This is a genomic window from Streptomyces sp. SudanB5_2050 (genome assembly GCF_964272335.1).
Classification (GTDB): domain Bacteria; phylum Actinomycetota; class Actinomycetes; order Streptomycetales; family Streptomycetaceae; genus Streptomyces; species Streptomyces rochei.
In genome coordinates this window covers 4,914,514-4,937,395 of the sequence record NZ_OZ186760.1, presented here as the reverse complement: position 1 = coordinate 4,937,395, position 22,882 = coordinate 4,914,514, and the positions used below count along the sequence as shown (strand labels likewise).

Annotated in this window: 22 protein-coding genes; 9 read left to right on the top strand and 13 right to left on the bottom strand. The window is 73.1% G+C overall.

What is annotated here, in order from left to right; all coding sequences use genetic code 11:
* The first annotated feature begins 123 nt into the window (after positions 1 to 123).
* Complete coding sequence (locus tag ACFZP7_RS22165) at positions 124 to 630, top strand: sigma factor-like helix-turn-helix DNA-binding protein (protein ID WP_109202617.1); 507 nt, start codon at positions 124 to 126, stop codon at positions 628 to 630.
* Between the two features lie 37 nt (positions 631 to 667).
* The gene (locus ACFZP7_RS22160; RefSeq protein WP_029394137.1) at positions 668 to 925 is read left to right on the top strand and encodes a hypothetical protein; all 258 of its coding nucleotides are present in this window, start codon (positions 668 to 670) and stop codon (positions 923 to 925) included.
* Between the two features lie 10 nt (positions 926 to 935).
* Here ACFZP7_RS22160 and ACFZP7_RS22155 read toward each other — a convergent pair whose 3' ends face one another.
* Complete coding sequence (locus ACFZP7_RS22155) at positions 936 to 2,090, bottom strand: cystathionine gamma-synthase (protein ID WP_385635350.1); 1,155 nt, start codon at positions 2,088 to 2,090, stop codon at positions 936 to 938.
* 97 nt (positions 2,091 to 2,187) lie between these two features.
* Here ACFZP7_RS22155 and ACFZP7_RS22150 point away from each other — a divergent pair, with 97 nt between their 5' ends.
* The gene (locus ACFZP7_RS22150) at positions 2,188 to 3,306 is read left to right on the top strand and encodes a hypothetical protein (RefSeq protein ID WP_385635348.1); all 1,119 of its coding nucleotides are present in this window, start codon (positions 2,188 to 2,190) and stop codon (positions 3,304 to 3,306) included.
* A 95-nt stretch (positions 3,307 to 3,401) separates the two neighbouring features.
* Here ACFZP7_RS22150 and msrA read toward each other — a convergent pair whose 3' ends face one another.
* The 3 genes from msrA to ACFZP7_RS22135 all read right to left on the bottom strand — a co-directional run bounded on the left by msrA (position 3,402) and on the right by ACFZP7_RS22135 (position 6,907).
* A complete protein-coding gene (gene msrA, locus ACFZP7_RS22145) occupies positions 3,402 to 3,914 on the bottom strand; it encodes a peptide-methionine (S)-S-oxide reductase MsrA (protein ID WP_029394136.1) in 513 nt (170 codons plus the stop codon).
* Positions 3,915 to 4,038: 124 nt separating this feature from the next.
* On the bottom strand, positions 4,039 to 6,099 hold the full coding sequence (locus tag ACFZP7_RS22140) for a restriction endonuclease (RefSeq protein ID WP_385635346.1): 2,061 nt from the start codon (positions 6,097 to 6,099) through the stop codon (positions 4,039 to 4,041).
* Between the two features lie 217 nt (positions 6,100 to 6,316).
* Positions 6,317 to 6,907, bottom strand: coding sequence for a TetR/AcrR family transcriptional regulator (locus ACFZP7_RS22135; RefSeq protein ID WP_385638502.1), 591 nt, complete (start codon positions 6,905 to 6,907; stop codon positions 6,317 to 6,319).
* Between the two features lie 162 nt (positions 6,908 to 7,069).
* On the opposite strand from ACFZP7_RS22135, the gene ACFZP7_RS22130 reads away from it, so the two are divergent.
* Positions 7,070 to 8,089 (top strand): aldo/keto reductase, encoded by a 1,020-nt coding sequence (locus ACFZP7_RS22130; protein ID WP_385635344.1) that lies wholly within the window; start codon positions 7,070 to 7,072, stop codon positions 8,087 to 8,089.
* A gap of 103 nt (positions 8,090 to 8,192) precedes the next feature.
* Here the strand turns inward: ACFZP7_RS22130 and ACFZP7_RS22125 are convergent, their stop codons facing one another.
* Entirely contained in the window at positions 8,193 to 9,005 is an 813-nt protein-coding gene (locus ACFZP7_RS22125; RefSeq protein ID WP_385635342.1) for an SDR family oxidoreductase, read from the bottom strand.
* A 217-nt stretch (positions 9,006 to 9,222) separates the two neighbouring features.
* Positions 9,223 to 10,263, bottom strand: coding sequence for an NAD(P)-dependent alcohol dehydrogenase (locus tag ACFZP7_RS22120; RefSeq protein ID WP_019329106.1), 1,041 nt, complete (start codon positions 10,261 to 10,263; stop codon positions 9,223 to 9,225).
* A gap of 167 nt (positions 10,264 to 10,430) precedes the next feature.
* On the opposite strand from ACFZP7_RS22120, the gene ACFZP7_RS22115 reads away from it, so the two are divergent.
* A complete protein-coding gene (locus tag ACFZP7_RS22115) occupies positions 10,431 to 11,309 on the top strand; it encodes a helix-turn-helix domain-containing protein (protein WP_019329105.1) in 879 nt (292 codons plus the stop codon).
* A 152-nt stretch (positions 11,310 to 11,461) separates the two neighbouring features.
* Here ACFZP7_RS22115 and ACFZP7_RS22110 read toward each other — a convergent pair whose 3' ends face one another.
* Both ACFZP7_RS22110 and ACFZP7_RS22105 read right to left on the bottom strand, forming a co-directional pair.
* Positions 11,462 to 12,709 (bottom strand): Ig-like domain-containing protein, encoded by a 1,248-nt coding sequence (locus ACFZP7_RS22110; protein WP_137961452.1) that lies wholly within the window; start codon positions 12,707 to 12,709, stop codon positions 11,462 to 11,464.
* A gap of 231 nt (positions 12,710 to 12,940) precedes the next feature.
* Positions 12,941 to 13,294, bottom strand: coding sequence for a hypothetical protein (locus ACFZP7_RS22105; protein WP_210903303.1), 354 nt, complete (start codon positions 13,292 to 13,294; stop codon positions 12,941 to 12,943).
* Positions 13,295 to 13,403: 109 nt separating this feature from the next.
* Here ACFZP7_RS22105 and ACFZP7_RS22100 point away from each other — a divergent pair, with 109 nt between their 5' ends.
* The gene (locus tag ACFZP7_RS22100) at positions 13,404 to 13,721 is read left to right on the top strand and encodes a hypothetical protein (protein ID WP_079126682.1); all 318 of its coding nucleotides are present in this window, start codon (positions 13,404 to 13,406) and stop codon (positions 13,719 to 13,721) included.
* A 161-nt stretch (positions 13,722 to 13,882) separates the two neighbouring features.
* On the opposite strand, the gene hutH is transcribed toward ACFZP7_RS22100, so the two are convergent.
* The 3 genes from hutH to ACFZP7_RS22085 form a co-directional block, all read right to left on the bottom strand.
* Complete coding sequence (hutH, locus tag ACFZP7_RS22095; protein ID WP_031018825.1) at positions 13,883 to 15,421, bottom strand: histidine ammonia-lyase; 1,539 nt, start codon at positions 15,419 to 15,421, stop codon at positions 13,883 to 13,885.
* A 114-nt stretch (positions 15,422 to 15,535) separates the two neighbouring features.
* Complete coding sequence (locus tag ACFZP7_RS22090) at positions 15,536 to 16,684, bottom strand: diguanylate cyclase domain-containing protein (protein ID WP_019329100.1); 1,149 nt, start codon at positions 16,682 to 16,684, stop codon at positions 15,536 to 15,538.
* Between the two features lie 77 nt (positions 16,685 to 16,761).
* Positions 16,762 to 17,562 carry an enoyl-CoA hydratase/isomerase family protein gene (locus tag ACFZP7_RS22085; RefSeq protein ID WP_030977974.1) on the bottom strand — a complete coding sequence of 267 codons (801 nt, stop codon included), beginning with the start codon at positions 17,560 to 17,562 and terminating at the stop codon, positions 16,762 to 16,764.
* Positions 17,563 to 18,155: 593 nt separating this feature from the next.
* On the opposite strand from ACFZP7_RS22085, the gene ACFZP7_RS22080 reads away from it, so the two are divergent.
* Positions 18,156 to 18,731, top strand: coding sequence for a hypothetical protein (locus ACFZP7_RS22080; protein WP_385635339.1), 576 nt, complete (start codon positions 18,156 to 18,158; stop codon positions 18,729 to 18,731).
* Between the two features lie 43 nt (positions 18,732 to 18,774).
* Here the strand turns inward: ACFZP7_RS22080 and ACFZP7_RS22075 are convergent, their stop codons facing one another.
* Together ACFZP7_RS22075 and ACFZP7_RS22070 are read right to left on the bottom strand one after the other, a co-directional pair.
* Complete coding sequence (locus ACFZP7_RS22075; RefSeq protein ID WP_019329098.1) at positions 18,775 to 19,917, bottom strand: adenylate/guanylate cyclase domain-containing protein; 1,143 nt, start codon at positions 19,915 to 19,917, stop codon at positions 18,775 to 18,777.
* A gap of 114 nt (positions 19,918 to 20,031) precedes the next feature.
* On the bottom strand, positions 20,032 to 20,910 hold the full coding sequence (locus tag ACFZP7_RS22070) for a biotin--[acetyl-CoA-carboxylase] ligase (RefSeq protein WP_019329097.1): 879 nt from the start codon (positions 20,908 to 20,910) through the stop codon (positions 20,032 to 20,034).
* Positions 20,911 to 21,020: 110 nt separating this feature from the next.
* On the opposite strand from ACFZP7_RS22070, the gene ACFZP7_RS22065 reads away from it, so the two are divergent.
* Both ACFZP7_RS22065 and ACFZP7_RS22060 read left to right on the top strand, forming a co-directional pair.
* The gene (locus ACFZP7_RS22065; RefSeq protein WP_030977967.1) at positions 21,021 to 22,613 is read left to right on the top strand and encodes an acyl-CoA carboxylase subunit beta; all 1,593 of its coding nucleotides are present in this window, start codon (positions 21,021 to 21,023) and stop codon (positions 22,611 to 22,613) included.
* Positions 22,614 to 22,658: 45 nt separating this feature from the next.
* The gene (locus ACFZP7_RS22060; RefSeq protein ID WP_019329095.1) at positions 22,659 to 22,865 is read left to right on the top strand and encodes an acyl-CoA carboxylase epsilon subunit; all 207 of its coding nucleotides are present in this window, start codon (positions 22,659 to 22,661) and stop codon (positions 22,863 to 22,865) included.
* The last annotated feature ends 17 nt before the right edge of the window (positions 22,866 to 22,882 follow it).

Genomic DNA, 22,882 nt, shown 5'->3' with positions numbered 1-22,882 from the left:
GGCCGGGCTTTCGCGAGCGGATCGCACCGGACTCTTGACCGACGGGCCGCCCCTGGCCTGATATGAGACCTCAGGGGTCGTCGTCGAATCCCGGAGGCCGTCGTCCTCCGGGCGGGAGGCGCGGTGCGAGACAGGCAGGTGTCCCCCGGCGCCCGCCGAGCCCGGGAGTTCCAGGCGTTCGTCGCGGGCGCGGCAGGGCGGCTGCTGCATGCCGCCACCCTGCTCACGGCCGAGGCGCCGGACGACAATCCGCGCGCGCGGCGCCTGCTCGCCGTCTCCCTCGCCCACACGTACGCGTACTGGGACCAGTTGCACGGCGACGATCCGTACGACCGCACCCGCCAGTACCTGGCCACCCGCTTCGCCCGCGAGGCGTGGCACCGCCACGGCGGCGGCCTCGGCCGGGGCCGCAGGCGCCCCGCCGGCCGGCTGGGCGGGCTCACGCCGCAGGAGCGCCTGATCCTGGTGCTCAGGCTCTACGAGGGTGTCGCGGAGGAACAGGCGGCGGCCCTGCTGGGCCTGCCCGTGGAACGCGTACGGACGATCTGCGACCGGGCGACGGCCACGCTGCTGCACCCGCCCTCCGAACCGTCCCGTCCGGTGGCGGAGCCGAAGGCGGCGACGTCGTGACGGCCGCGCGCGCGAGGAGTGCGGGGAGGCGGTGCCGGTGAACCGTCCGCAGCGGGAGGCGGCGGCCCGGCGGATCATGGAGCAGTCGCCGCCGCGGGTGCCGCCGGAGCTGTACGCGGATGCCGTGCGCCGCGGCGGCCGGGTGCTGCGGCGCAGGACCGCCGTGCGCCGCCTGCTGTGGGTGGTGCTGGCTGCCGTGGTCGTGGCCTTCACGGTGTGGGCGCTGACCGTCCGGCCGTGGGTGGAGCCGCCGTCGGAGACGACCCCACCCGTGACCGGCTGGGAGGGCTGGTGAGCCGTCCGGGCTAGCCCAGCGCCTGCTGGAGGTCGGCGAGCAGGTCGTCGACGTTCTCGATGCCGACGGACAGGCGCACCAGGTCGGCGGGCACCTCCAGGGCCGAGCCGGCGGCGGAGGCGTGCGTCATGCGGCCCGGGTGCTCGATCAGCGACTCGACGCCGCCCAGGGACTCGCCGAGGGTGAACACCTGCGCGCGGTTGCAGACCTCGACGGCCGCCTCCTCGCCGCCCTCGACGCGGAAGGACACCATGCCGCCGAACGCCTTCATCTGCTTGGCGGCGACCTCGTGGCCCGGGTGGTCCGGCAGCCCCGGGTACAGCACGCTCGTCACGCGCGCGTGCCGGGTGAGCATGTCGGCGACCTTGGTCGCGTTCTCGCTGTGCCGGTCCATGCGGACCGCGAGGGTCTTGGTGCCGCGCAGCACCAGCCAGGAGTCGAAGGGGCCGGCGATCGCGCCCATCGCGTTCTGGTGGAAGGCCAGCTCCTCGCCCAGCTCCTGGTCGTTCACGATCAGCGCGCCGCCGACGACGTCCGAGTGACCGCCCATGTACTTGGTCAGGGAGTGCACGACGACGTCCGCGCCGAGCGCCAGCGGCTGCTGGAGGTACGGCGTGGCGAAGGTGTTGTCGACGACGAGCCGGGCGCCGGCGTCCCGGGCGACCTGGGAGAGGGCGGCGATGTCGGTGATGCCGAGCAGCGGGTTGGACGGCGTCTCCACCCATACGGCCTTGGTCTTCGGGGTGATCGCCGCCCGCACGGCCGCGGGGTCGCTCGAGTCGGCCACCGACCACTCCACGCCCCACCGGGTGGCGACCTTGGCGAACAGCCGGAAGGTGCCGCCGTACGCGTCGTTGGGGATGACCACGTGGTCGCCGGGGCGCAGCAGCGTGCGCAACAGGCAGTCCTCGGCCGCCAGTCCGGACGCGAACGCGAGGCCGCGACGGCCGCCCTCCAGGGCGGCGAGGTTCTCCTCCAGGGCCGTGCGCGTCGGGTTCGCGCTGCGGCTGTACTCGTATCCGCCGCGCAGCCCGCCGACGCCGTCCTGCTTGTACGTCGACACCTGGTAGATCGGCGGGACGACCGCGCCGGTCTGCGGATCTGCGGTGTTGCCCGCGTGGATCGCGAGCGTCTCGAAGTGCTGACTGATGTGCCTGTCGCTCATGGGGCCCGAGCGTAGCGGCGCGGACGTCCGCGTGCGTTTTCCACAGGCCCGGGGCCCAGGTTGGCCAATTGTCGGCGCGGTCTGGTTCGCTTGAGGCATGGAGATTCTCTGGGTCCTGATGGCACTGGCCATGCTGGCCGTGGTGCTGGTCCCCCTTCTGCGGCGCCGGCGGGGCGCGGTCGGCCTGGTCCCGCCCGGCCACCCCGACGCGGCGGATCCCGCGAACTACGGCTTCGCCCGCGAGGAGGAGCTGGACATCCGCATGCCCGGTCCCGACCAGGACCTGCTGGACGTCCTGGACCTGGTGCAGCGCACCCAGGACTACCGGGGGGCGCAGCAGCTGCTGGCCGGCACGGAGGCCCGGGGCGAGCGGCGCTGGCAGCGCGTGCAGGCCTTCGCGGGCGCCGCGTCGCTGGAGCTGGCGCGGCGGCCCGGCGGGGTCGGCGAGACGCCGGGCGGGCAGTGGCTGCGGGTGTGGCGGGCCGAGGCGCCCAAGGACGCGGGCGGCGCGGCCGTGCAGGCCGAGTTCCTGGTGCAGCAGGCGTGGCGGACGGCGACGCCGGGCACGGACGAGTTCCGGATCATCATGGAGGAGGCGAAGGCGGCCTGCGGCGAGGCGGCGCTGCTCGCCCCCGGCGACCCGATCCCGTACATCGTGGAGCTGTCGGTGGCCCGCGGGCTCGGCTACTCGCGCGAGGAGTTCGAGCAGCTCTGGCTGAAGATCCTGGACCGCGCGCCCGACCACATGGGGGCCCACCTGGCCGCCCTGCACTACTGGTGCGAGAAGTGGCACGGCTCCCGCGAGCTGGCGTACTCCTTCGCGGAGGCCGCGGCCGCCCGCGCGCCGCGGGGCTCCCTGCTCGCGGCGATGCCCCTCTTCGCGGTCTTCGAGCATCTGCCCGAGATCACCATGGTCCGCAGCTTCCACCAGAGCGAGGTCGTCACCAAGGCGGTCCACGGCGCCCTGCACGCGGTCCACTCGGCCCGACCGGACGACCCGATGCAGGCGCACGTCCGCCATCTGCTGGTGTTCTTCCTGGTCCGCGGTGAGCGCTGGTCCGAGGCGATGAACCAGCTGATAGTCATCGACGGCCATGTGGGCGCGCTGCCCTGGACCCTGTCCCCCGACCCGGCGGCGGAGTTCGCCGTCTACCGGGCCCTGGCGGTGGCGGGCTACGAGGCCAACGGGGGCAGCCCGGCGACACTCCCCCACTGACGGCCCGCCGGTGGACGGCGGACGGACACGGAGAGGGCCCGGCGGGGATTCCGCCGGGCCCTCTCCGTGTCGCGTCGCGCTCGCCGCCCGGGCCGTCAGCCCTCGGAGCGGGCGGGCAGCCGCCATCCCGGGCGCGGGAAGTGGCAGGTGTACCCGTCCGGGTACCGCTGGAGGTAGTCCTGGTGCTCGGGCTCGGCCTCCCAGAAGGGACCGACCGGCTCCACCTCGGTGACGACCTTGCCCGGCCACAGCCCGGAGGCGTCCACGTCCGCGATGGTGTCCTCGGCGATGCGCTTCTGCTCGTCGTCCACGTAGTAGATCGCCGAGCGGTAGCTCATGCCGATGTCGTTGCCCTGGCGGTTCTTGGTGCTCGGGTCGTGGATCTGGAAGAAGAACTCCAGGAGCGTGCGGTAGTCCGTCTGCTCGGGGTCGAAGAGGATCTCGATCGCCTCCGCGTGCGTGCCGTGGTTACGGTACGTCGCGTTCGGCACGTCACCCCCGGTGTATCCGACCCGGGTCGCCGTCACGCCCGGAAGCTTGCGGATCAGCTCCTCCATCCCCCAGAAGCATCCGCCCGCCAGCACGGCCCTCTGCGTCTGCGCAGCCATCGAGGCCCTCCAATTCCTGTCGCTCTGGTCACTCGGGCTACTCGGCTCGCACACCGACATCCCACGTCCACCAGCGTCAACGCATGAGGGTTCCGAGCGATTCCGCCCGGCCCGGGACGCTCCGCTACTCCACCTCGATCCCGAAATCCCGGACCAGCTCCTCCAGGCCGCCCGGGTAGCCCCTGCCGCCCAGGACGAAGTCCCAGTCCCCGTTGGCCCGGCGGCGGAAGGACCCGAGCACCAGCGCGGTCTCGCCCGGCCGGCCGTCGGAGACCTCCAGTCGTCCCAGCTCGGCCAGGCCCGGGTCGAGCAGGCGGATGCCCGCCCGGGTGAAGCCCGAGAGGTCCGCGTCCGGATTGACCTCCGGGTCGACGGCGGCCACGAGCACGAATCGATCGCAGTCGTCCGGTAAGGCGTCGAAGGCGACACAGATCGCGGCCTTGTCGGGAGCGGTGGCGGGCAGGGCGCGCACGGCACCGTCCGGTGTCCGCGGATTGTTGTAGAAGACGAAGTGATCGTCGCTGAGGACACGGTTGCCGTGACAGACCAGGGCGCACACGTCCAGCGCGACGCTTCCGGCCCACGACATGCCCAGGACGTTGTAGTCCTCGGGCAGTGACGTGTCCGGGACCGCCGGCGTCGGCGGCGCGGCGGGCCGGGGGGCGCCGTCGCCCAGACGTCCGCGCAGACCGTGACGGTGCAGCAGGTCGACGAGTTCGGGTCCCGGTATCAGTTCCAGCGGCTTGCCGTTGGCGAAGGTGTGCGAGCCGGGGCCGAACCGGGACGTCGTGACGAGGACGCCCTTGTTGGCGCCGGCGTCCTGCACGGTCCCGTAGAGATCGCGTACGGCGGTGGGCGGCACGGTGGCGCGGTAGCGCTTCACCTGCACGACGATCTTCCCGCCCCGGACGGGCGTCGGGTCCAGGGCGTCGACGTCCACTCCGCCGTCGTTCGAGCGTTGGGTGGTGACGGCCTGCATGCCCATGGCCCGGAAGAGATCGGCGACGAGGTTCTCGAAGGCGATCGGGTCCATCTCGTACAGATCGGGGTCCTCGTCACCGCCGTGCGTGACGACACGGTTCCCGACCTCCTGCGGCCGGCGGCTCGGCCGCACCGGGGTGAGCTGGTCGGGACGGGTCGAGAGCTGCCCGCGCAGTCCGTCGACCAGGCAGCTGCAGGCGTCCACCTGCGCCAGGTGCAGGGCGCTGAACCGCGAGCGCGGGGCCATGACGGTCGCCAGCGGGATGCGGCCGGGCCGGCCGGTCGCGGGGTCGTGCCCGTCCACGAATCCGTTCAGGGCCACCGACTCGAGTGCGCCCAGCTCGTCCGCGGCGAAGAGTTCGTGCAGGACGAGCAGCACGCACTGCGCGAGCACCTCCCGGTAGAGCGCGCGACGCTGGGTCACCGGCCGGGGACTCTCCTTGTGCTGGTCGGCCGCGTACATGTACCGGACGGACTTGGCCTCGGGGACGACGCTGTACGGGGGCAGCTCCCAGTCCAGCACCAACTGCCCGGCTGCCACGTCGTAGGCCGCCGACACCTGACGCGGGAAACCCTCCGGCCACGCGGTCGACGCGTAGAGAGCGGCGGAGAAGTACTCGATCACGGCGTCGGGGTGGCGGCGCCGCACTCCCTCGGTCAGCTCGGCGATGTCGGCGTTGTGCCGCCGCACCTCGGCCAGTCGGGCGTCGGCCCACTGTTGGTACTGCCGCTGGTAGGCCGCGAGTTGGTGCTGTCGCTGCGCCTCGGCCGCCTGGGCCGCGTGCCGGTCCCGCTCGAAACGCGCCCGCGCTTCCGCCTGTGCCTGTGCTCGACGACCGGCGGTCCATCCGCTCTGCGCCTGGTAGTGACCGAAGTCCGGCATGGGCACGGGCTGCCCCAGTGACCCCGGGGCGAACGGCTGGACCTCTTCGCGGCGCAGGAGGGAGGACGCCCGGAAGGCCGGAGCCCGGCACCCCGAGGCGAGGAGCCCTTGCAGCGACGCGACGCGCGCGTCCAGTTCGTCGGTGCGGCGTACGGCCTCCGCCTGCATGTACTCGCGGTGGCTCTGGGCGGCTCGCCGCTGGTAGGCGCGCGCCTGCTGCTCTTCTTGCCTCCGCCGCCTGGCGTCGGCCTCGATCTGACGCTGTTGCTGCCTCTGCATCTCGGCCCAGACGCCGGCCAAGCCCTGAGAACGACGACTCATGTGCTGCGGACCCTCCCCCTGGCGCTCTGGCTGTCCCCACAACCAGGTGTAACGGGGCGACTCTATCCAGCAAGGGCGATCACGCACATCCGCCCGGCAGGAGATCGTGACGACCGGTCGGGGCGGTCCGGAGAGGCGCCCGACGGAGCGCTCCGCCGGCGCACCGGGCGCGGCTTCGCGACGCCCGCGGCACCGGCCACGGGCCGGTGCGCCCCCGTCACTCCGGCCGGCGCAGGCCCGACACCAGGATTGCCACCAGCCGCCGGGCGTCGTAGCGCGGGTCGTGTTCGGCGCCGATGCAGAGGTTGCCGGTGGCGCGCATGAGTTCGTACGGGGACAGGTCGGCGCGGATCTCGCCGGCGGCGGTCGCGGCGTCGAGGAGGTCGCCGCAGACCGGCACCAGGCGGTCGAGGAAGTACGCGTGCAGCGTCTCGAAACCGGCGCTGTCGGACTGGAGCACGCCGGCGAGGCCGTGCTTGGTGACCAGGAAGTCGACGAAGAGGTCGATCCACCGCGCGAGGGCGGCGTACGGGGTGGGGCAGCTCGCCAGCAGTTCGGGACCGGCCTCGGCGCAGGCCTCCACCTGGTGGCGGTAGACGCCGACGATGAGGTCGGCCCGCGTCGGGAAGTGGCGGTAGATGGTGGCCGTACCGACCCCGGCCTCGGCCGCGATGTCGCGGACCGGCGCCTCCACGCCGGACCTCACGAAGACCGCGGCGGCCGCGTCCAGGAGGGCCTTCTGGTTGCGGCGGGCGTCCGCCCTCCTGGGGCGGTCGGTGCGCCCCCGGCCCTCGTCGCCGTCCACCATCGCGTCGATCCCTCCGCATACCGGCATTGCTAAACGGGACAGCGTTCCGTATCGTCAAACGGGACGGCGTTCCGGTTGACCATGATGCCAGAGCCCGGAGCCGTCGTGCCACGCCGTGCGCCCGTGCGCGCGCCACCGCTCCCCCGACGGAGGACCACGATCATGCAGTACCGCACTCTCGGCCGCACCGGCGTCCGGGTCAGCACACTCGCGCTCGGCGCCATGAACTTCGGCAGCATCGGGCGCACCACCCAGGACGAGGCCACCGCCATCGTCGACGCCGCTCTGGAGGCCGGGGTCAACGTCATCGACACCGCCGACATGTACGGCGCGGGCGAGTCGGAGGAGATGGTCGGCAAGGCCATCGCCGGCCGCCGCGACGACATCGTGCTGGCCACCAAGGCCGGCATGCCGATGGGCGAGGACCCCAACCGCCGGGGCTCCTCGCGCCGTTGGCTGGTCACCGAGCTGGACGCCAGCCTGCGCCGCCTCGGCGTCGACCACGTCGACCTGTACCAGATCCACCGGTGGGACCCGGAGACCGGCGACGAGGAGACCCTGTCGGCGCTGACCGACCTGCAGCGCGCGGGGAAGATCCGCTACTTCGGGTCCTCGACCTTCCCCGCGTACCGCGTCGTGCAGGCCCAGTGGGCCGCCCGCGAACACCGCCTGAGCCGCTACGTCACCGAGCAGCCCAGCTACTCGCTGCTCCAGCGGGGGATCGAGCGCGACGTACTGCCGGTGAGCCAGGAGTACGGGCTCGGCGTGCTGGTGTGGAGCCCGCTGGCGTCGGGCTGGCTGTCCGGCGCGGTGCGGGCGGGGCGGGAGATCGCCACCCACCGGTCGGCGACCCTGCCGGACCGGTTCGACACGGCGCTGCCCGCCAACCGGGCCCGGCTCGACGCCGTCGAACGGCTGGCCCGCGTCGCCGACGAGGCCGGCCTGACCCTGATCCAGCTGGCGCTCGGCTTCGTGACCGCGCACCCCGCCGTGACCGCCGCCCTCATCGGCCCGCGCACCGTGGACCACCTGCGCGCCCAGCTCGCCGCCGCCGACACCGTGCTCCCGGCCGACGTCCTGGACGCGATCGACGAGATCGTCGCGCCCGGCACCGACCTGGCAGCGCACGAGAAGTTCGACACCCCGCCCGCGCTGCTCGGCGCGTCGCTGCGGCGCCGCTGACCGCCGGGGCCCGGCGGCGCCCCGCCGCCTCACGAACGGACGCCCCGCCGCCTCACGAACGGACGCCCCGCCGCCTCACGAACGGACGGGAGCCCCCGCCGTCTCACGAGCGGGCGGGAGCCTCCGTCGCCCTCTCCGCGACGCGTTCGGCCAGGAACTCCTCCCAGGTCAGCCGGCCCGTCGCCGCTCCCTCCAGCGTGAGGTTGGCCCCCTCGCGGTAGGCGCGGCCCGCCTTGCCGGGGATGCGGACCGGCAGGTGCGGGCGCCGGCGCCTGCCGTGCAGGGCCAGGTAGGGACGGACCAGGGCGGCCAGGTCGTGGACCTCGGGGCCGGTCAGGTCGGCGACCCGGCCGGCCGGGGCCGCGAGGGTCAGTTCGGCCATGCGGGCGGCGACCTCGCGGGCGGCGACCGGCTGGAGGCGCAGACCGCCGGGGACGGGCAGGACCGGCAGCTTCGCCATCTTCTCCACCATCGTGAGCGTCAGCTCGTGGAACTGGGCCGCCCGCAGGACCGTCCACGGGATGCCCGAGTCGGCCACCGCCCGCTCCGACTCCAGCTTGGTGCGCAGCCAGGCCAGCGGGACGCGGTCCGCACCGACGACCGAGATGTACACCAGGTGCCGTACGTCCGCCCCGCGGGCGGCGCCCACCAGGGCGCGGGTCGCCACGTCGTCGCCCTTGGGACCGCCCGCCAGGTGCAGCACGGTGTGCGCGCCGGCGACGGCGGCCTCGACGCCCTCCCCGGTAAGGAGGTCGCCGGTGACGTGGGTGACGCCGTCGGCGTCGGGGCGGGGGTGGCGGGTGAGAACGCGCACCTCGTGGCCCGCCGCCCGCAGCAAGGGGACGACGTGGCGGCCGAGGGTGCCGGTGCCGCCGGTGACCAGGAGGGGGGTGCCGGAGGTCGAGGGGTACGTCATGGCTGCTGCTCCCTGTCTGTGGTGTCCGGGAGCGGGACGGCCGCCGATACGCGCCCGCCCCGCCCCGGACCGTCCGCCGTGGGTGTCGTGGCGGTGTGACCCGGGGCGGGGCGGCTGTGTGACAGGCAGGCGGGAGGAATCCGTGACTTTTTTTCCGGGGGATCGACGCGGAGCCGGTCCCGAGGGGTCAGATCGTCGCGGAGCCGTTCCCGAGGGGTCAGATCGTGGCGGTGTCGATCACGAAGCGGTACCGCACGTCGCTCGCCACGACCCGCTCGTACGCCTCGTTGATCTCGGACGCGGCGATCAGCTCGATCTCGGCGCCGATGCCGTGCTCGGCGCAGAAGTCCAGCATCTCCTGGGTCTCGGCGATGCCACCGATCATGGAGCCGGCGAGGGTCTTGTTGCCGCCGATGAGCGAGAACAGGTTCAGGGCGATCGGCTCCTCGGGGGCGCCGACGTTGACCAGGGCGCCGCCGGTCTTGAGCAGCCCGAGGTAGGAGCCGAAGTCGAGCGGCGCGGAGACCGTGGAGAGGATCACGTCGAAGGTGCCCGCCAGGTCCTTGAAGGTCTGCTCGTCGCTGGTCGCGTAGTAGTGGTCGGCGCCCAGCCGCAGGCCGTCGTCCTTCTTGCGCAGCGACTGCGACAGCACGGTGACCTCGGCGCCCATCGCGTGCGCGATCTTGACGCCCATGTGGCCGAGACCGCCCAGGCCGATCACGGCGACCTTCTTGCCCGGGCCGGCGCCCCAGTGCTTGAGCGGGGAGTACGTGGTGATGCCCGCGCACAGCAGCGGCGCGGCCACGTCCAGGGCCAGTCCGTCGGGGATGCGGACGGTGAACGCCTCGGCGACGACGACCTTCTGCGAGTAGCCGCCGTAGGTGGGCTCCCCGTCGTAGCCGACGGCGTTGTACGTGCCGACGCTGCCCTTGAGGCAGTGCTGCTCCATGCCGGCCTTGCAGTTCTCGCACTCACGGCAGGAGTCGACGAGGCAGCCGACGCCGACGCGGTCGCCGACCTTGAACTTGGTGACACCGGGGCCGACGGCCTCGACGACACCGGCGATCTCGTGGCCCGGGACCATCGGGAAGATGGCCTCGCCCCAGCCCTCGCGGGCCTGGTGGATGTCGGAGTGGCAGATGCCGGCGAACTTGATGTCGATCAGGACGTCGTGCTCGCCCACCTCGCGCCGCTCGATGGTGGTGCGCTCCAGCGGAGCCTTGGCGGCGGGTGCTGCGTACGCGGCGACAGTGGTCATGCCGGGTTCTCCGGGATTCTCTTGGCTTGACGGGGTGATGCCTCCACCCTGCCCGCGACCTGCGGATCCACCCAGACCACGGCTTTGCGTACGACCGGCGTGCGTACCACTGGCGGGGACAGGCTCATGGGCGTACGACCGGGAATACGTCCGGCGATACTGGACGCATGGATGGACAGCTTGACCGGCGGGCCGAACTGAGCGAGTTCCTGCGCACCCGGCGGGCCCGGCTCAAGCCGGAGGACGTGGGCCTGGAGTCCTTCGGGCGGCACCGCAGGGTGCCCGGGCTGCGGCGCGAGGAGCTGGCGCAGCTGGCCGGGGTGTCGGTCGCGTACTACACCCGCCTCGAGCAGGGCAACGGGCAGAACGTGTCGGCCGAGGTCCTGGACGCGATCGCGCGGGCCCTCAGGCTGACCGACGCGGAGCAGGCCCACCTGACGCATCTGGCGAGGCCGCGGCAGCAGCGCCGGCGGGCGTCGGCGGGCCGGTCCCAGCAGCGGCCCGTACGGGTGGCACTGCTCCAGCTGCTGGAGTCGATCGAGACGGTGCCCGCGTATGTGACGGGCCGCCGCTCGGAGATCCTCGCCTGGAACCGGATGGCGGCGGCCCTCTTCGGCGACTGGGGCAAGCTGCCGGCCGCCGAGCGCAACTGGGCGCGGCTGGTCTTCCTGAACCCGGACTACCGCGACCTGTTCGTGGACTGGGATCAGAAGGCGTACGACATGGTCAGCTTCCTGCGCATGGACGCGGGCCGGCATCCGGACGACCCGCGGCTGTCCGCGCTGGTCGGCGAGCTGTCCGTGAAGAGCGAGGAGTTCCGGCGGCTGTGGGCCACGCACGACGTCAAGGAGAAGAGCTACGGCGTCAAGCGGATGCGGCACCCGCTGGTCGGCGAACTGACCCTGTCCTTCGAGACGTTCCGCCTGGTCGACGACGACGAGCAGTGCTTCGTGACGTACCACGCCGAGCCGGGCTCACCGTCGGCGGAGGCGCTGCGGCTGCTGGCGAGCTGGGGGACGGACGCGGCGACGTCCCTCCCGGCGTGACGGTGCCCCTCCCGGTGTGACGGTGCCCCTCCCGGCGTGACGGGCGGCGCGTCGCGCGCCGGTGCGGTACGGCGGACGCCCGCCTCCCCGAGCCAGGGAGGCGGGCGTCCGAGCAATGTGCGAAGTGGCGCGGGGCCGTGGGGAGTTCGGTGTCAGACCGCCGAACCGGCCTTCCACTGGGCCCAGTCCATGTTCCAGCCGTTGAGGCCGTTGTCCGGGGCGATGGTCTTGTCGCCGGTGTTCTGGACGACGACCACGTCACCGACAATGGAGTTGTTGTAGAACCAGGCGCCCGGCGTGTTCGGGTCGTCGGCGCCCTTGGCGTCGGCCAGGCCCACGCAGCCGTGGCTGGTGTTGGCGTTGCCGAAGATGCCCTTGCCCCAGTAGTTGCCGTGGATGAAGGTGCCGGAGGTGCTCAGGCGCATGGCGTGGGGCACGTCCTTGATGTCGTACTCGCCCTCGCCGTCGTCGTCGGTGAAGCCGACGGTCGCGCCGTTCATCCGGGTCTCCTTGAACTTCTCGGAGATCACCATCTGGCCTTCGTAGGTCTTGTTCTCCGGGGAGCCGGCGGAGATCGGGATGGTCTTGATCGTCTTGCCGTCCTGCGTGACCTTCATCTGCTTGGTCTTGGCGTCGACGTACGAGACCTGGTTGCGGCCGATCTTGAAGGTGACCGTCTTCTGCTGGACGCCGTAGACGCCCTCGGCGCCCTGCACCCCGTCGAGCGCGAGCTTGAGGGTGACGGTGGAGCCCTCCTGCCAGTAGTCCTGGGGGCGGCAGTCCATGCGCTGGGTGCTGAACCAGTGGCAGGCGACCTCCTGGCCGCTGCTGGTGTTGACCGTGATGCCCTTCTGCACGGCGGCCTTGTTGGTGATCTCCTTGTCGAAGTTGATCGACACCGGCATGCCCACGCCGACGGTGGTGCCGTCGTCCGGGGTGAAGGTGCCGATGAAGCTGTTCTTCGGGGAGACCGTGGTGAACGACGCGTTCTCGTGGGCGGCGCGCCCCTCGGAATCCTGCGCGGTCGCCGTGATCTGGTACTTGGTGGCCCGCTCCAGCTGACCGCTGGGCTTCCAGCTGGTCTTGTCAGCGGATATCTGGCCCTCGACCGCGGTGCCGTCGGTGGTGGTCATCTTGACCTCCGTGAGCGTGCCCTTGCTCACGGTGACGGCGGCGGAGTTGTTGATGGAGGCGTTGTCGGAGCCGTCCGCGGGGCTGATCTTGATCTGCGCCTCGGACGACTTCTTCGCCGCGGCCTCGTCGACCTCGGCCTGCGAGGTCTTGCCGTCCCCACCCCCGGAGGTGTCGGCGTCGCTGCTGGAACATGCCGAGAGCACCAGCACACCGCCGAGCAGTGCGGACGCGGCCGCCAGGCCCTTGCGCCGCTTACCGTCCGTCATCACACGCTTCTCCATCGTCGCCGATTCCCGTAACCCCGAGATTCCCCGTCAAGAACTTTCAACGCTACGACCGGTTCGTCCCGTTCCACATCGGTCTCCGGTGTGGGGCATACCACGTTTCCGCTCAGCGGCAGTGGTGCGCGGCGGACGGGGGCGGTCCGTGCGCCCCGTGAGACGACGAAACCCCGGACGGTGGTTGCCGCCCGGGGTCACGAATTTCCCCACACTGCGTCAGCCGACCGTCATTTCATCGTCTTCCGGGTCGTTCTCGTCGCCATCATCCTCGTCGAGGTCCCACTCGGGCGAGTCGGGGTCGTAGTCGATCTGCTCACTGCTCCAGGAAGCCTGCTGCAGCTCCACCCCGGGCACCTCCGCGACCAGGTCGAACGGGTCGACGAGATGGGCCAGGGCCTCCGCGGTGTCGTCCGTCACAGCCCGTTCGGCGTGGGCCCGTTCCGCGTCGGACAGGTCCGTGTCCTCGGCGAGGGTCTGCAGCGCGGCGCCGGTGACGGCCTGCTCGTCGTCGATCTCCAGGACGAGGTCGACGCGAATCCGCACAAAACGTGATGTCTGAGGAGTGCTCATGCCCGGAGCGTAAGGCCGACCGCTCCCGTGACTTTCCTGTGACCCGCGCCTTTCACTAACATCTGCCCACACGGCCAATTCGCCAGCGCCACAAGGGGATCGATATTCCGTGTCATCCGCTCGCCGTCCATTGCTGACCGCCGCCGCCGCGGGCGGTCTGCTGTGTGCCCTGTGGTTCGTCCCGTCCGCGAACGCGACGCCGGACACACCGGCGCTCAAGTCCGCCGCCACGACCCCGTCTCCGCAGGTCACAGCGCAGGCAAGAGCCGCGTCCACGGGTACGACGGCCACCGGTGAGGACTCCGCCCGCCTGGCGGACACCGGCAGCTTCGACAGCACCCCGTACGTCGTCGGCGGCGCCCTCTGCCTCGGGCTCGGCGTCGGCTTCGTCGGGTACTCGGTGCGCCGGGAACGCCTTGATTTTTAGAACACTTGACGTTCTTTTGGCTTTGTTGACCGGCCGAGAGCCCAGGTGAGAACGCGGAGGGGCCCCGTCATCCCGACGGGGCCCCTCCGTGCGCGGCAGGACCGGCCGGTTCTGTCCGGCGGACGGGTCGTCCGGCGGACAGATCGTCCGGCGGGCAGGTGCTAACGCAGCGGGCCGGTGACCGACTCCGCCGCCGCGACCAGGCGCCCCTCGCGCACGAACGCGTCGGCCGCGGCGAGGTCGGGCGCCAGGTAGCGGTCCGGACCGGGGCCCTCCACGCCCGCCGCCCGTACGGCGTCGATGACGGCCCGGGAGGCCGGCGCCGGGGTCAGGCCCTCGCGGAGCTGGATCGCGCGCGTGGCGGCGTACAGCTCGACGGCGATCACCCGGGTGAGGTTGTCGACCGCGGTGCGCAGCTTGCGCGCCGCCGACCAGCCCATGGACACGTGGTCCTCCTGCATCGCGGAGGACGGGATGGAGTCCGCCGAGGCCGGTACGGCGAGCCGCTTCAACTCGCTGACCAGGGCGGCCTGGGTGTACTGGGCGATCATCAGGCCGGAGTCGACGCCGGCGTCGTCGGCCAGGAACGGCGGCAGGCCGTGGCTGCGGTTCTTGTCGAGGAGCCGGTCGGTGCGCCGCTCGGCGATGGAGCCGAGGTCGGCGGCGGCGACGGCGAGGAAGTCGAGGACGTACGCGACCGGGGCGCCGTGGAAGTTGCCGTTGGACTCCACCCGTCCGTCGGGGAGCACGACCGGGTTGTCCACCGCCGACGCCAGCTCGCGCTCGGCGACCAGGGCGGCGTGGGCCATCGTGTCGCGTCCGGCGCCCGCGACCTGCGGGGCGCAGCGCACGGAGTAGGCGTCCTGGACGCGGGGGGCGTCGTCCTGGTGGTGGCCGGTGAGGCCCGAGCCCTGGAGCACGGCGGCCATGTTGGCGGCGCTCGCGGCCTGCCCGGGGTGCGGGCGGATGGCGTGCAGCTCGGGGGCGAGCACCTTGTCGGTGCCGAGCAGGGCCTCCATGGTCAGCGCGGCGGTGATGTCGGCGCTCTTGTACAGGGTGTCCAGGTCGGCGAGGGCCATGACCAGCATGCCCAGCATGCCGTCGGTGCCGTTGAGGAGCGCGAGCCCCTCCTTCTCGCGCAGCTCGACCGGGGTGATCCCGTGCTCGGCCAGCAGCTCACCGGCCGGGCGCACGACACCGTCGGGGCCCTCCGCGTCCCCCTCGCCCATGAGCGTGAGCGCGCAGTGGGACAGGGGCGCCAGGTCGCCGGAGCAGCCGAGGGAGCCGTACTCGTGCACGACCGGGGTGATCCCGGCGTTGAGCACGTCGGCCATGGTCCGCGCGACCTCGGGGCGGACGCCGGTGTGCCCGGAGCAGACGGTCTTCAGCCGGAGGAACATCAGCGCGCGGACCACCTCGCGCTCGACCCGCGGGCCCATCCCGGCGGCGTGCGAGCGGACGATGTTGCGCTGGAGCTGCGCCCGCAGGTCGGGGCTGATGTGCCGGGTCGCCAGGGCGCCGAAGCCGGTGCTGACGCCATACACGGGGTCCGGCTTGGCGGCCAGCGCGTCCACGATCTCGCGGGCCGCGGCGAGGGCCGCCACCGCCTCCTCGGAAAGCTCGATCCGGGCGCCCGCGCGCGCCACGGCGAGGACGTCGGACGCGGTGACCCCGGACGTCCCCACCACCACAGTGTGCATATCCATATTCAGGAGCGTACGCAGTGAATTCCACGATGTCACGAGGGGGTACGTCACAGATGCCCGACGGCTGTGCCCCTTACCGCCCGGTCGCACCCCTGAGCGGGGCCGGCCCTACGGGGAGTGCCGTCCGCGGAACCGCCTGCGCTCCCCGTCGTCCCCCCGGGGCGGCTCGTCCGCCAGGCGCACGACGGGATCCTCGGGACCCTCGCGCCCGGCGACGACCGGCCCGGCCGCCCGTTCGGCCTTGGCCCGGTACTGGGCGGCGTCCGCCAGCCGGAACAGCCGGCGGGCGGACGGAACCGGTCCGACGGGGTCGTCCGTGGACGCCACCCCGCAGGCCACGCCGTCGCCCAGCTCCAGCTCGGCCGCCCGGCGGCACAGCTCCTCGGCCGCCTTGACCACCGCGTCGGCGGGCGGCCCCACCGCCAGCAGACAGAACTCGTCCCCGCCGAGCCGAGCGGCGAGCGCTCCGGGCAGCATCGCCCCGCACAGGGACAGCACCGAGCCGAAACGTTCCAGCAGGCGGTCGCCGACGGCGTGCCCGTGCGTGTCGTTGACCCGCTTGAGTCCGTTGAGATCGCAGACGACGAGACTGACCACGACGTGTTCCGCGCGGTGCCGCTCCACGGCCTCGTCCAGGGCGGCGTCGACGGCCCGGCGGTTGGCCAGCCCGGTGAGCGCGTCCGTGTAGGCGAGCCGCCGGACCTCCTCCAGCCGTTCGGTCTGCGCGATCCCGGCGGCGACCACCGAGGCCAGCACGGTGGCGAAGTCGGCGTCCGCCCGCTCGAACACCCGCTCCCCCATCGGGCGGGCCACGTACAGCTCGCCCCAGGCGCGGCCGTGCAGCACGATCGGCGCGACCACGCAGCAGCCGCGCCCCCGGCGGCGCAGGGCGGCGACGCGCTGGTGGACGTACCCGGGGCGCCCGGCGGCGGGGCCCTCGGCGGTCTCGACCCAGGCGTCGGGCTCACCGCCGCCGGCCCAGCGCTCGTGCAGGAACTCGGTGATCTCGGCGAACTGGTGGACCGGGTAGGACTCGTCCTCCGGGAACTCCTCCTCGTCCTCGGCCCGCTCCCCCACGTTCACCAGGACCCGCAGCCGGCCCAGCTCGCGCTCCCACACCGACAGCGCCGCGAAGCTGCCGCCCAGCGCCAGACACGCGCCGACGGCCGCCGCCCGCCACGCCTCCCGCGAGCTGTGCGCGGCGGCCATGCCCTGCGCCAACGCCACCACGGCCGTGAGCCGCCTGTCCTCACCCATCACTCCAGGCTAGGGAGTTTTATGGCGAAAGGGGATTCAAACGGGGCGAAATGGGGCGACTTTCGTTCCGGGGCGGCTCACTCCCCCGGCCAGCGCGGCGCCCGCTTCTCGTTGAACGCCGCGACGCCCTCCGCCCGGTCCCCCGAGAACGCCACCGACCGCCACGCCGCGTCCTCGACCTCCAGCCCGGCCCGCAGATCGAGACCGTGCCCGAGCCGCAGCGCCCGCTTGGCCGCCCGCAGCCCGACGGGCGAGTTGGCGGCCATCCGGGAGGCCAGCTCCAGCGCCTCCTCCCGGTCGCGCCCGTCGTCCACGAGCTGGTCCACGAGCCCCAGCTCCCGCGCCTCGGCGGCCTCCACGCGCCGCGCGGTGAACACCAGCTCGGCGGCGCGCGCGGCGCCCACCCGTCGGGGCAGCAGCTGCGTACCGCCGCCGCCGGGGATCACGCCGACGGACACCTCGGGCAGCCCCACCACCGCCGTGCGGTCGGCCACGATGACGTCGCAGGAGAGCGCCAGCTCGAAGCCGCCACCCAGCGCGAAGCCGTGCACGGCCGCCACGGTCGGCACCGGCAGCTCCAGCACCGCGGTGTACGCGCCGCGTGTCACCGGGCGCTGCCGCAGCAGATCGGCGTCGGAGAAGGAGTTGCGCTCCTTCAGGTCGGCGCCGACGCAGAACGCCCGCTCGTGGGTGGAGGTCAGCACCACCACCCGTACGTCCCGGTCCTCGCCGAGCGCCGCGCAGGCCGCGGCGATGGAGCGGGCCATCGCGGTCGAGACGGCGTTCATGGCCTTCGGCCGGTCGAGCGCGAGCTCCGCGACATGCCCGTCCCCGTGCCGCCGCACCAGGACGAACTCTCCGAACCGCTCCTCGCTCATGACACCCTCCGGTTAACGCGGGTTAACAACTCGACGGCCCGATCATCGCAGGCGGACCCGCGTGGCGAAAGGCCGGGCACGCCCGCGACTCGGGACACCCCGGTTACCCGTTCGAGTGACAACCGGCCGACCGCCGTACCCGGACCGCCGCCGGCGCGTAGCGTCGCTCCGCCACAGCGCGGGGGGCGCGTGCGCACCGGGGAGGGCCCATGACGACGACCGGTACGACTGACACGACGGGCACCAGCGGTCCCAGGGGCGGGCCGGGCACCACTGGGACCACCGGTACGCCATGCACCACGGGTACCACCGGCACGCCGGGCACCACAGGTACCACCGACACTCCGCGCACCACTGGTACCACCGGTTCGCCGGGCACCACTGAGACCACCGGTACGCCGGGCGCCACCGCTGGCACCGACACCCCCGGGACAACCGGCACGCCGCGCACCACCGGCGTCCCCCGTACGACGGGCCCGACCCCTCCGGCCGGCGCCGCCGCGAAACCGCGGTACCCGCGGTACCCGTGGGAGCGCCGTGGGCGGCACCGTCGGCCGCGCCCGCGCGCGGCGCTGCTGGTCACCGGCGGCCTCGTGCTTGCGGCCGGCGCCCTGAGCCTCGTACGCGTCCTGCCCGGCCCCGGTGACGCCGACGGCTCGCGCGCCGCCGCCGGGCCACGCCTGGAGAGCCCTGGCCGGGGCATCGCCACGGACCCGGTCCCCACGGCCGGCGCGGGGAGCGCCGCCGGTGTGCCGGACGGGAGCCCGTCGGCGACCTCGGCCCTGGGCGGCCTGGGCGGTTCCCCCGAGCCGGGTCCGATACCGGCCCCGGCCTCCGGCGGACGCCCGGACGCCTCCCCGTACCCGACGGCCGCCCGGGAGACCGCGGGCCCGCGGGACACCACCGGCTCCCGTGACCGCGAGGGTCCCCGGCAGACCGGCGGACCGCACGCACCGGACGACCGGGGCGACACCCCGCCCGCTCCCCGTTCGCCCCGCCCGCCGGACACCCCGCGCCCGCCCGCCGGGACCGGCGCGCCCGCGCCGACCCGGTCGCCGCGGCCGGACACGCCGCCGTCGGCACCCGCCCCGGCCCCGGAGCCCGGCGACCCGGGCCTGTGCGTGCCGGTGATCGGCCTCTGCGTGGACCTCCTGGACGGCGGTCACTGACCCGCCCGGGACTCCCCCGGGAAACGGGAGGACCCACGCGGTCCTACGACCGGCCGCCGTCCCCGCGCCGCGAGAGCAGCCACGGCTCCACGACCCCGAGACCGCGTACCGGCCGCTGCCACATCGGCTGGAGCGCGAAGCGGTAGCCCGGGGGCTCCTCGCCCTCCTTCTCCGCCGCGGCCGCCTCCTCGGCCGCCGCCGCCTCCGAGGCGGGCGCGTCCCGGGTGCGGACCAGTTCCTCCGCGAGGGCGCTGTCGACGAGGACGGCGTCACGGGGGGCTATCGAGGTGAGCCGGGAGGCGAGGTTGACGGTCGTGCCGAAGACGTCGCCCATCCGGGTGGTCACCGTGCCGAAGGCGATGCCGACGCGCAGCTCCGGCATGGTCTCGTCGTTCGCCATCGTCTCGACCAGGAGCAACGCGATCTCGGCGGCCGTGCCCGCGTCGTCGGCGGCGTACAGCACCTCGTCGCCGAGGGTCTTGATCAGGCGTCCGCCCCGGGCGGCGACCAGATCGGCGGCGGTGGTCTCGAATGCCTCGACCAGCTCGCCCAGCTCCTCCTCCTCCATGCGCCGGGTCAGCCGGGTGAAGCCGACGAGGTCCGCGAAGCCGACGGCGAGCCGCCGGTCCACCATCTCCTCGTCGTCGCCGGCCTGGACGACCCGGCCGGCCGAGGCGGCGAGCTGGCGCCGCCAGACGTAGACCAGGAACTCCTGCAGTTCGGGCAGGAGCAGTTCGACGATGGGGTACGTCACCTCGGTGCGCGTCATCCCGGGCTCGGGCGGCTCGGTCAGCCCCTCCAGGAAGGAGTCGATCTGCCACTCCGCCAACCGGGCGGTGGTCTGCCCGGTGGAGCGCGCCACCTGCACGGCCATCGCCTCGCTGAGCAGGCCCGCCTCGACCAGACCGGCCAGCCGCCGCAGGGCGAGGACGTCCGCCTCGGTGAGCGCCCTGGCCTGGCCGATGTCGGCGAAGCCCATGGCCCGCCAGAAACGGGAGGCCAGCTCCATCGAGACACCCGCGCTGCGGGCGGCCTGGAAGGGCGTGTACCGGCGTTCGGCGCCCAGGATGAGCCCTTCCAGGCGCAGTGCGAGCGGGTCCTCGCCGGAGTCGGCGGAGTCCGGGGCGGGCTCGGGGTCCACCCGGCCGTCCCCGTCCGCGCCGGAGCCCGTGTCGTCGACGGTCACGCCTGTTGCCCTTCCGATCTGCCGCGGTCAGGTTCGACCGGCCCCAACTTTACGTCAGGTGTGCCCCAGCTCACTCCCGCTCGGCCCGCGCTCCCGGCCGCCCCGGGGCCGCGCTCACGCCGGCCGCAGATGCACGATGTCCCCCGCCCCCACCGGCTCCTGCACACCGGCTCCGGTGGCCAGCACCAGCCGCCCGTCCCCGTCCACGGCGACCGCCTCGCCGACCAGGGACCGGTCTCCGGGCAGCTCCGCCCGCACCATCCGCCCGAGCGTCGCGCTCCCGGCGGCGTAGGTCTCCTGGAGGCCGCTGACCGACGGGTCTCCCCCGGCCTCCCGCCACCGCCCGTACCAGTCCTCCAGCGACCGCAGCACGCCCCGCAGCAGCGGGTCCCGGTCGGTGTTCACGGCCCCGGCCAGCGCCAGCGAGCCGGCCCGCGGGACCGGCAGCTCGTCGGCCCGGAGGCTGACGTTGACGCCGACGCCGACGACGATCCCGTCGTCACCGGCGCGCTCGGCGAGGATGCCGCCCGCCTTGCGCTCCTCGTCGCCGACGGTGACCAGGAGGTCGTTGGGCCACTTCAGGGCGGTGTCGACCCCGGCGACCCGGGACAGGCCGGTCGCGACCGCCACGCCGGTCAGCAGCGGGAGCCAGCCCCAGCGCCGCACGGGCACCTCGGCGGGCCGCAGCAGTACGGAGAAGAAGAGACCGGACCGCGGCGGCGCCGACCACTGCCGGTCCAGGCGTCCGCGGGCGGCGGTCTGCTCCTCGGCGACGAGGACCGTCCCCTCGGCCAGGTCCTCCCGCGCGGCGCGGGCCACGAGGTCGGTGTTGGTGGACCCGGTGCGCTGCACCACGTCCACCCGCCGCCACAGCCCGCCCTCGCGGATCAGTCCCCGGCGCAGGGCCGTGGTGCTGAGCGGGGGCCGGCCCAGGTCGGACCACCGGTTGTCCGGGGAGCCGTTCGGGGATTCGGAGGCATCTCGGGGCGTCATGCAACCCACCCTAGGTGTGGGAAACACCGCACTGCCGATCGGAAGGCCCCCTACTACTCTACGAACGAGTAACCGTCCCCCCTTTTGAGCAGGCAGGGAGCCGCATCCCGATGTCCGAGCCGGAAGAGCAGCAGCCCGACATCCACACGACCGCGGGCAAGCTCGCGGACCTGAGGCGCCGTATCGAGGAAGCGACGCACGCCGGTTCGGAACGTGCCGTGGAGAAGCAGCACGCCAAGGGCAAGCTGACGGCCCGTGAGCGCATCGACCTCCTCCTCGACGAGGGCTCCTTCGTCGAGCTGGACGAGTTCGCCCGGCACCGCTCCACCAACTTCGGCCTCGACGCCAACCGCCCCTACGGCGACGGCGTCGTCACCGGGTACGGCACCGTCGACGGCCGCCCGGTCGCCGTCTTCTCGCAGGACTTCACCGTCTTCGGCGGCGCGCTGGGCGAGGTGTACGGCCAGAAGATCGTCAAGGTGATGGACTTCGCGCTGAAGACCGGCTGCCCGGTCATCGGCATCAACGACTCCGGCGGCGCCCGCATCCAGGAGGGCGTGGCATCGCTGGGCGCGTACGGCGAGATCTTCCGCCGCAACACCCACGCCTCGGGTGTGATCCCGCAGATCAGCCTGGTCGTCGGCCCGTGCGCGGGCGGCGCGGTCTACTCGCCCGCGATCACCGACTTCACGGTGATGGTCGACCAGACCAGCCACATGTTCATCACCGGCCCCGACGTCATCAAGACCGTCACCGGCGAGGACGTCGGCTTCGAGGAGCTGGGCGGCGCCCGCACCCACAACTCCACGTCGGGCGTGGCCCACCACATGGCCGGCGACGAGAAGGACGCCATCGAGTACGTCAAGCAGCTGCTGTCGTACCTGCCGTCCAACAACCTCTCCGAGCCCCCGGCCTTCCCGGAGGAGGCGGACCTCGAGGTCACGGACGAGGACCGCGAGCTGGACGTGATCGTCCCCGACTCGGCGAACCAGCCGTACGACATGCACACCGTCATCGAGCACGTCCTCGACGACGGCGAGTTCTTCGAGACGCAGCCGCTGTTCGCGCCGAACATCCTCACCGGCTTCGGCCGGGTCGAGGGCCGCCCGGTCGGCATCGTCGCCAACCAGCCGATGCAGTTCGCCGGCTGCCTGGACATCACCGCCTCCGAGAAGGCGGCCCGCTTCGTGCGCACCTGCGACGCCTTCAACGTCCCCGTGATCACCTTCGTGGACGTCCCCGGCTTCCTGCCGGGCGTGGACCAGGAGCACGACGGCATCATCCGCCGCGGCGCCAAGCTGATCTTCGCCTACGCCGAGGCCACCGTCCCGCTCATCACGGTCATCACCCGCAAGGCCTTCGGCGGCGCCTACGACGTCATGGGCTCCAAGCACCTGGGCGCCGACCTCAACCTGGCCTGGCCCACCGCCCAGATCGCCGTCATGGGCGCCCAGGGCGCGGTCAACATCCTGCACCGCCGCACCATCGCCGAGGCGGGTGACGAGGTCGAGGCCACCCGCGCCCGTCTGATCCAGGAGTACGAGGACGCCCTCCTCAACCCCTACGTCGCGGCCGAGCGCGGCTACGTCGACGCGGTGATCATGCCGTCCGACACCCGCCGCCACATCGTCCGCGGCCTGCGTCAGCTGCGCACCAAGCGGGAATCCCTCCCTCCGAAGAAGCACGGCAACATCCCCCTCTGAGCCCGCTGAGCCCGCTGTGCCCTCTGAGCCCTGCAAGGAGCCGCTGTGATCAAGGTCGTACGGGGCAACCCCACCCCGGAGGAGCTGGCCGCCGCCCTGGCGGTGGTCCGTGCCCGCGCCGCGACGGCGGCCGCCGAGCCGTCCGGCGCCGAGACCCCGCGCGACGCGTGGTCCGACCCGTCCCGCATCGCGGCGGCCCGTCTGCCCCAGCCCGGCCCGACGGCCTGGGGCCGCACCTACTGGCCGAGCTAGGCACGGCTCACCCGGGG

Bases quoted from the DNA above. Each gene is read 5' to 3' on its own strand.
- ACFZP7_RS22155 (WP_385635350.1), bottom strand. From the start codon at position 2,090: ATGAGCGACAGGCACATCAGTCAGCACTTCGAGACGCTCGCGATCCAC.
- ACFZP7_RS22150 (WP_385635348.1), top strand. From the start codon at position 2,188: ATGGAGATTCTCTGGGTCCTGATGGCACTGGCCATGCTGGCCGTGGTG.
- msrA (WP_029394136.1), bottom strand. From the start codon at position 3,914: ATGGCTGCGCAGACGCAGAGGGCCGTGCTGGCGGGCGGATGCTTCTGG.
- ACFZP7_RS22140 (WP_385635346.1), bottom strand. From the start codon at position 6,099: ATGAGTCGTCGTTCTCAGGGCTTGGCCGGCGTCTGGGCCGAGATGCAG.
- ACFZP7_RS22135 (WP_385638502.1), bottom strand. From the start codon at position 6,907: ATGGTGGACGGCGACGAGGGCCGGGGGCGCACCGACCGCCCCAGGAGG.
- ACFZP7_RS22130 (WP_385635344.1), top strand. From the start codon at position 7,070: ATGCAGTACCGCACTCTCGGCCGCACCGGCGTCCGGGTCAGCACACTC.
- ACFZP7_RS22125 (WP_385635342.1), bottom strand. From the start codon at position 9,005: ATGACGTACCCCTCGACCTCCGGCACCCCCCTCCTGGTCACCGGCGGC.
- ACFZP7_RS22120 (WP_019329106.1), bottom strand. From the start codon at position 10,263: ATGACCACTGTCGCCGCGTACGCAGCACCCGCCGCCAAGGCTCCGCTG.
- ACFZP7_RS22115 (WP_019329105.1), top strand. From the start codon at position 10,431: ATGGATGGACAGCTTGACCGGCGGGCCGAACTGAGCGAGTTCCTGCGC.
- ACFZP7_RS22110 (WP_137961452.1), bottom strand. From the start codon at position 12,709: ATGACGGACGGTAAGCGGCGCAAGGGCCTGGCGGCCGCGTCCGCACTG.
- ACFZP7_RS22105 (WP_210903303.1), bottom strand. From the start codon at position 13,294: ATGAGCACTCCTCAGACATCACGTTTTGTGCGGATTCGCGTCGACCTC.
- hutH (WP_031018825.1), bottom strand. From the start codon at position 15,421: ATGCACACTGTGGTGGTGGGGACGTCCGGGGTCACCGCGTCCGACGTC.
- ACFZP7_RS22090 (WP_019329100.1), bottom strand. From the start codon at position 16,684: ATGGGTGAGGACAGGCGGCTCACGGCCGTGGTGGCGTTGGCGCAGGGC.
- ACFZP7_RS22085 (WP_030977974.1), bottom strand. From the start codon at position 17,562: ATGAGCGAGGAGCGGTTCGGAGAGTTCGTCCTGGTGCGGCGGCACGGG.
- ACFZP7_RS22070 (WP_019329097.1), bottom strand. From the start codon at position 20,910: ATGACGCCCCGAGATGCCTCCGAATCCCCGAACGGCTCCCCGGACAAC.
- ACFZP7_RS22065 (WP_030977967.1), top strand. From the start codon at position 21,021: ATGTCCGAGCCGGAAGAGCAGCAGCCCGACATCCACACGACCGCGGGC.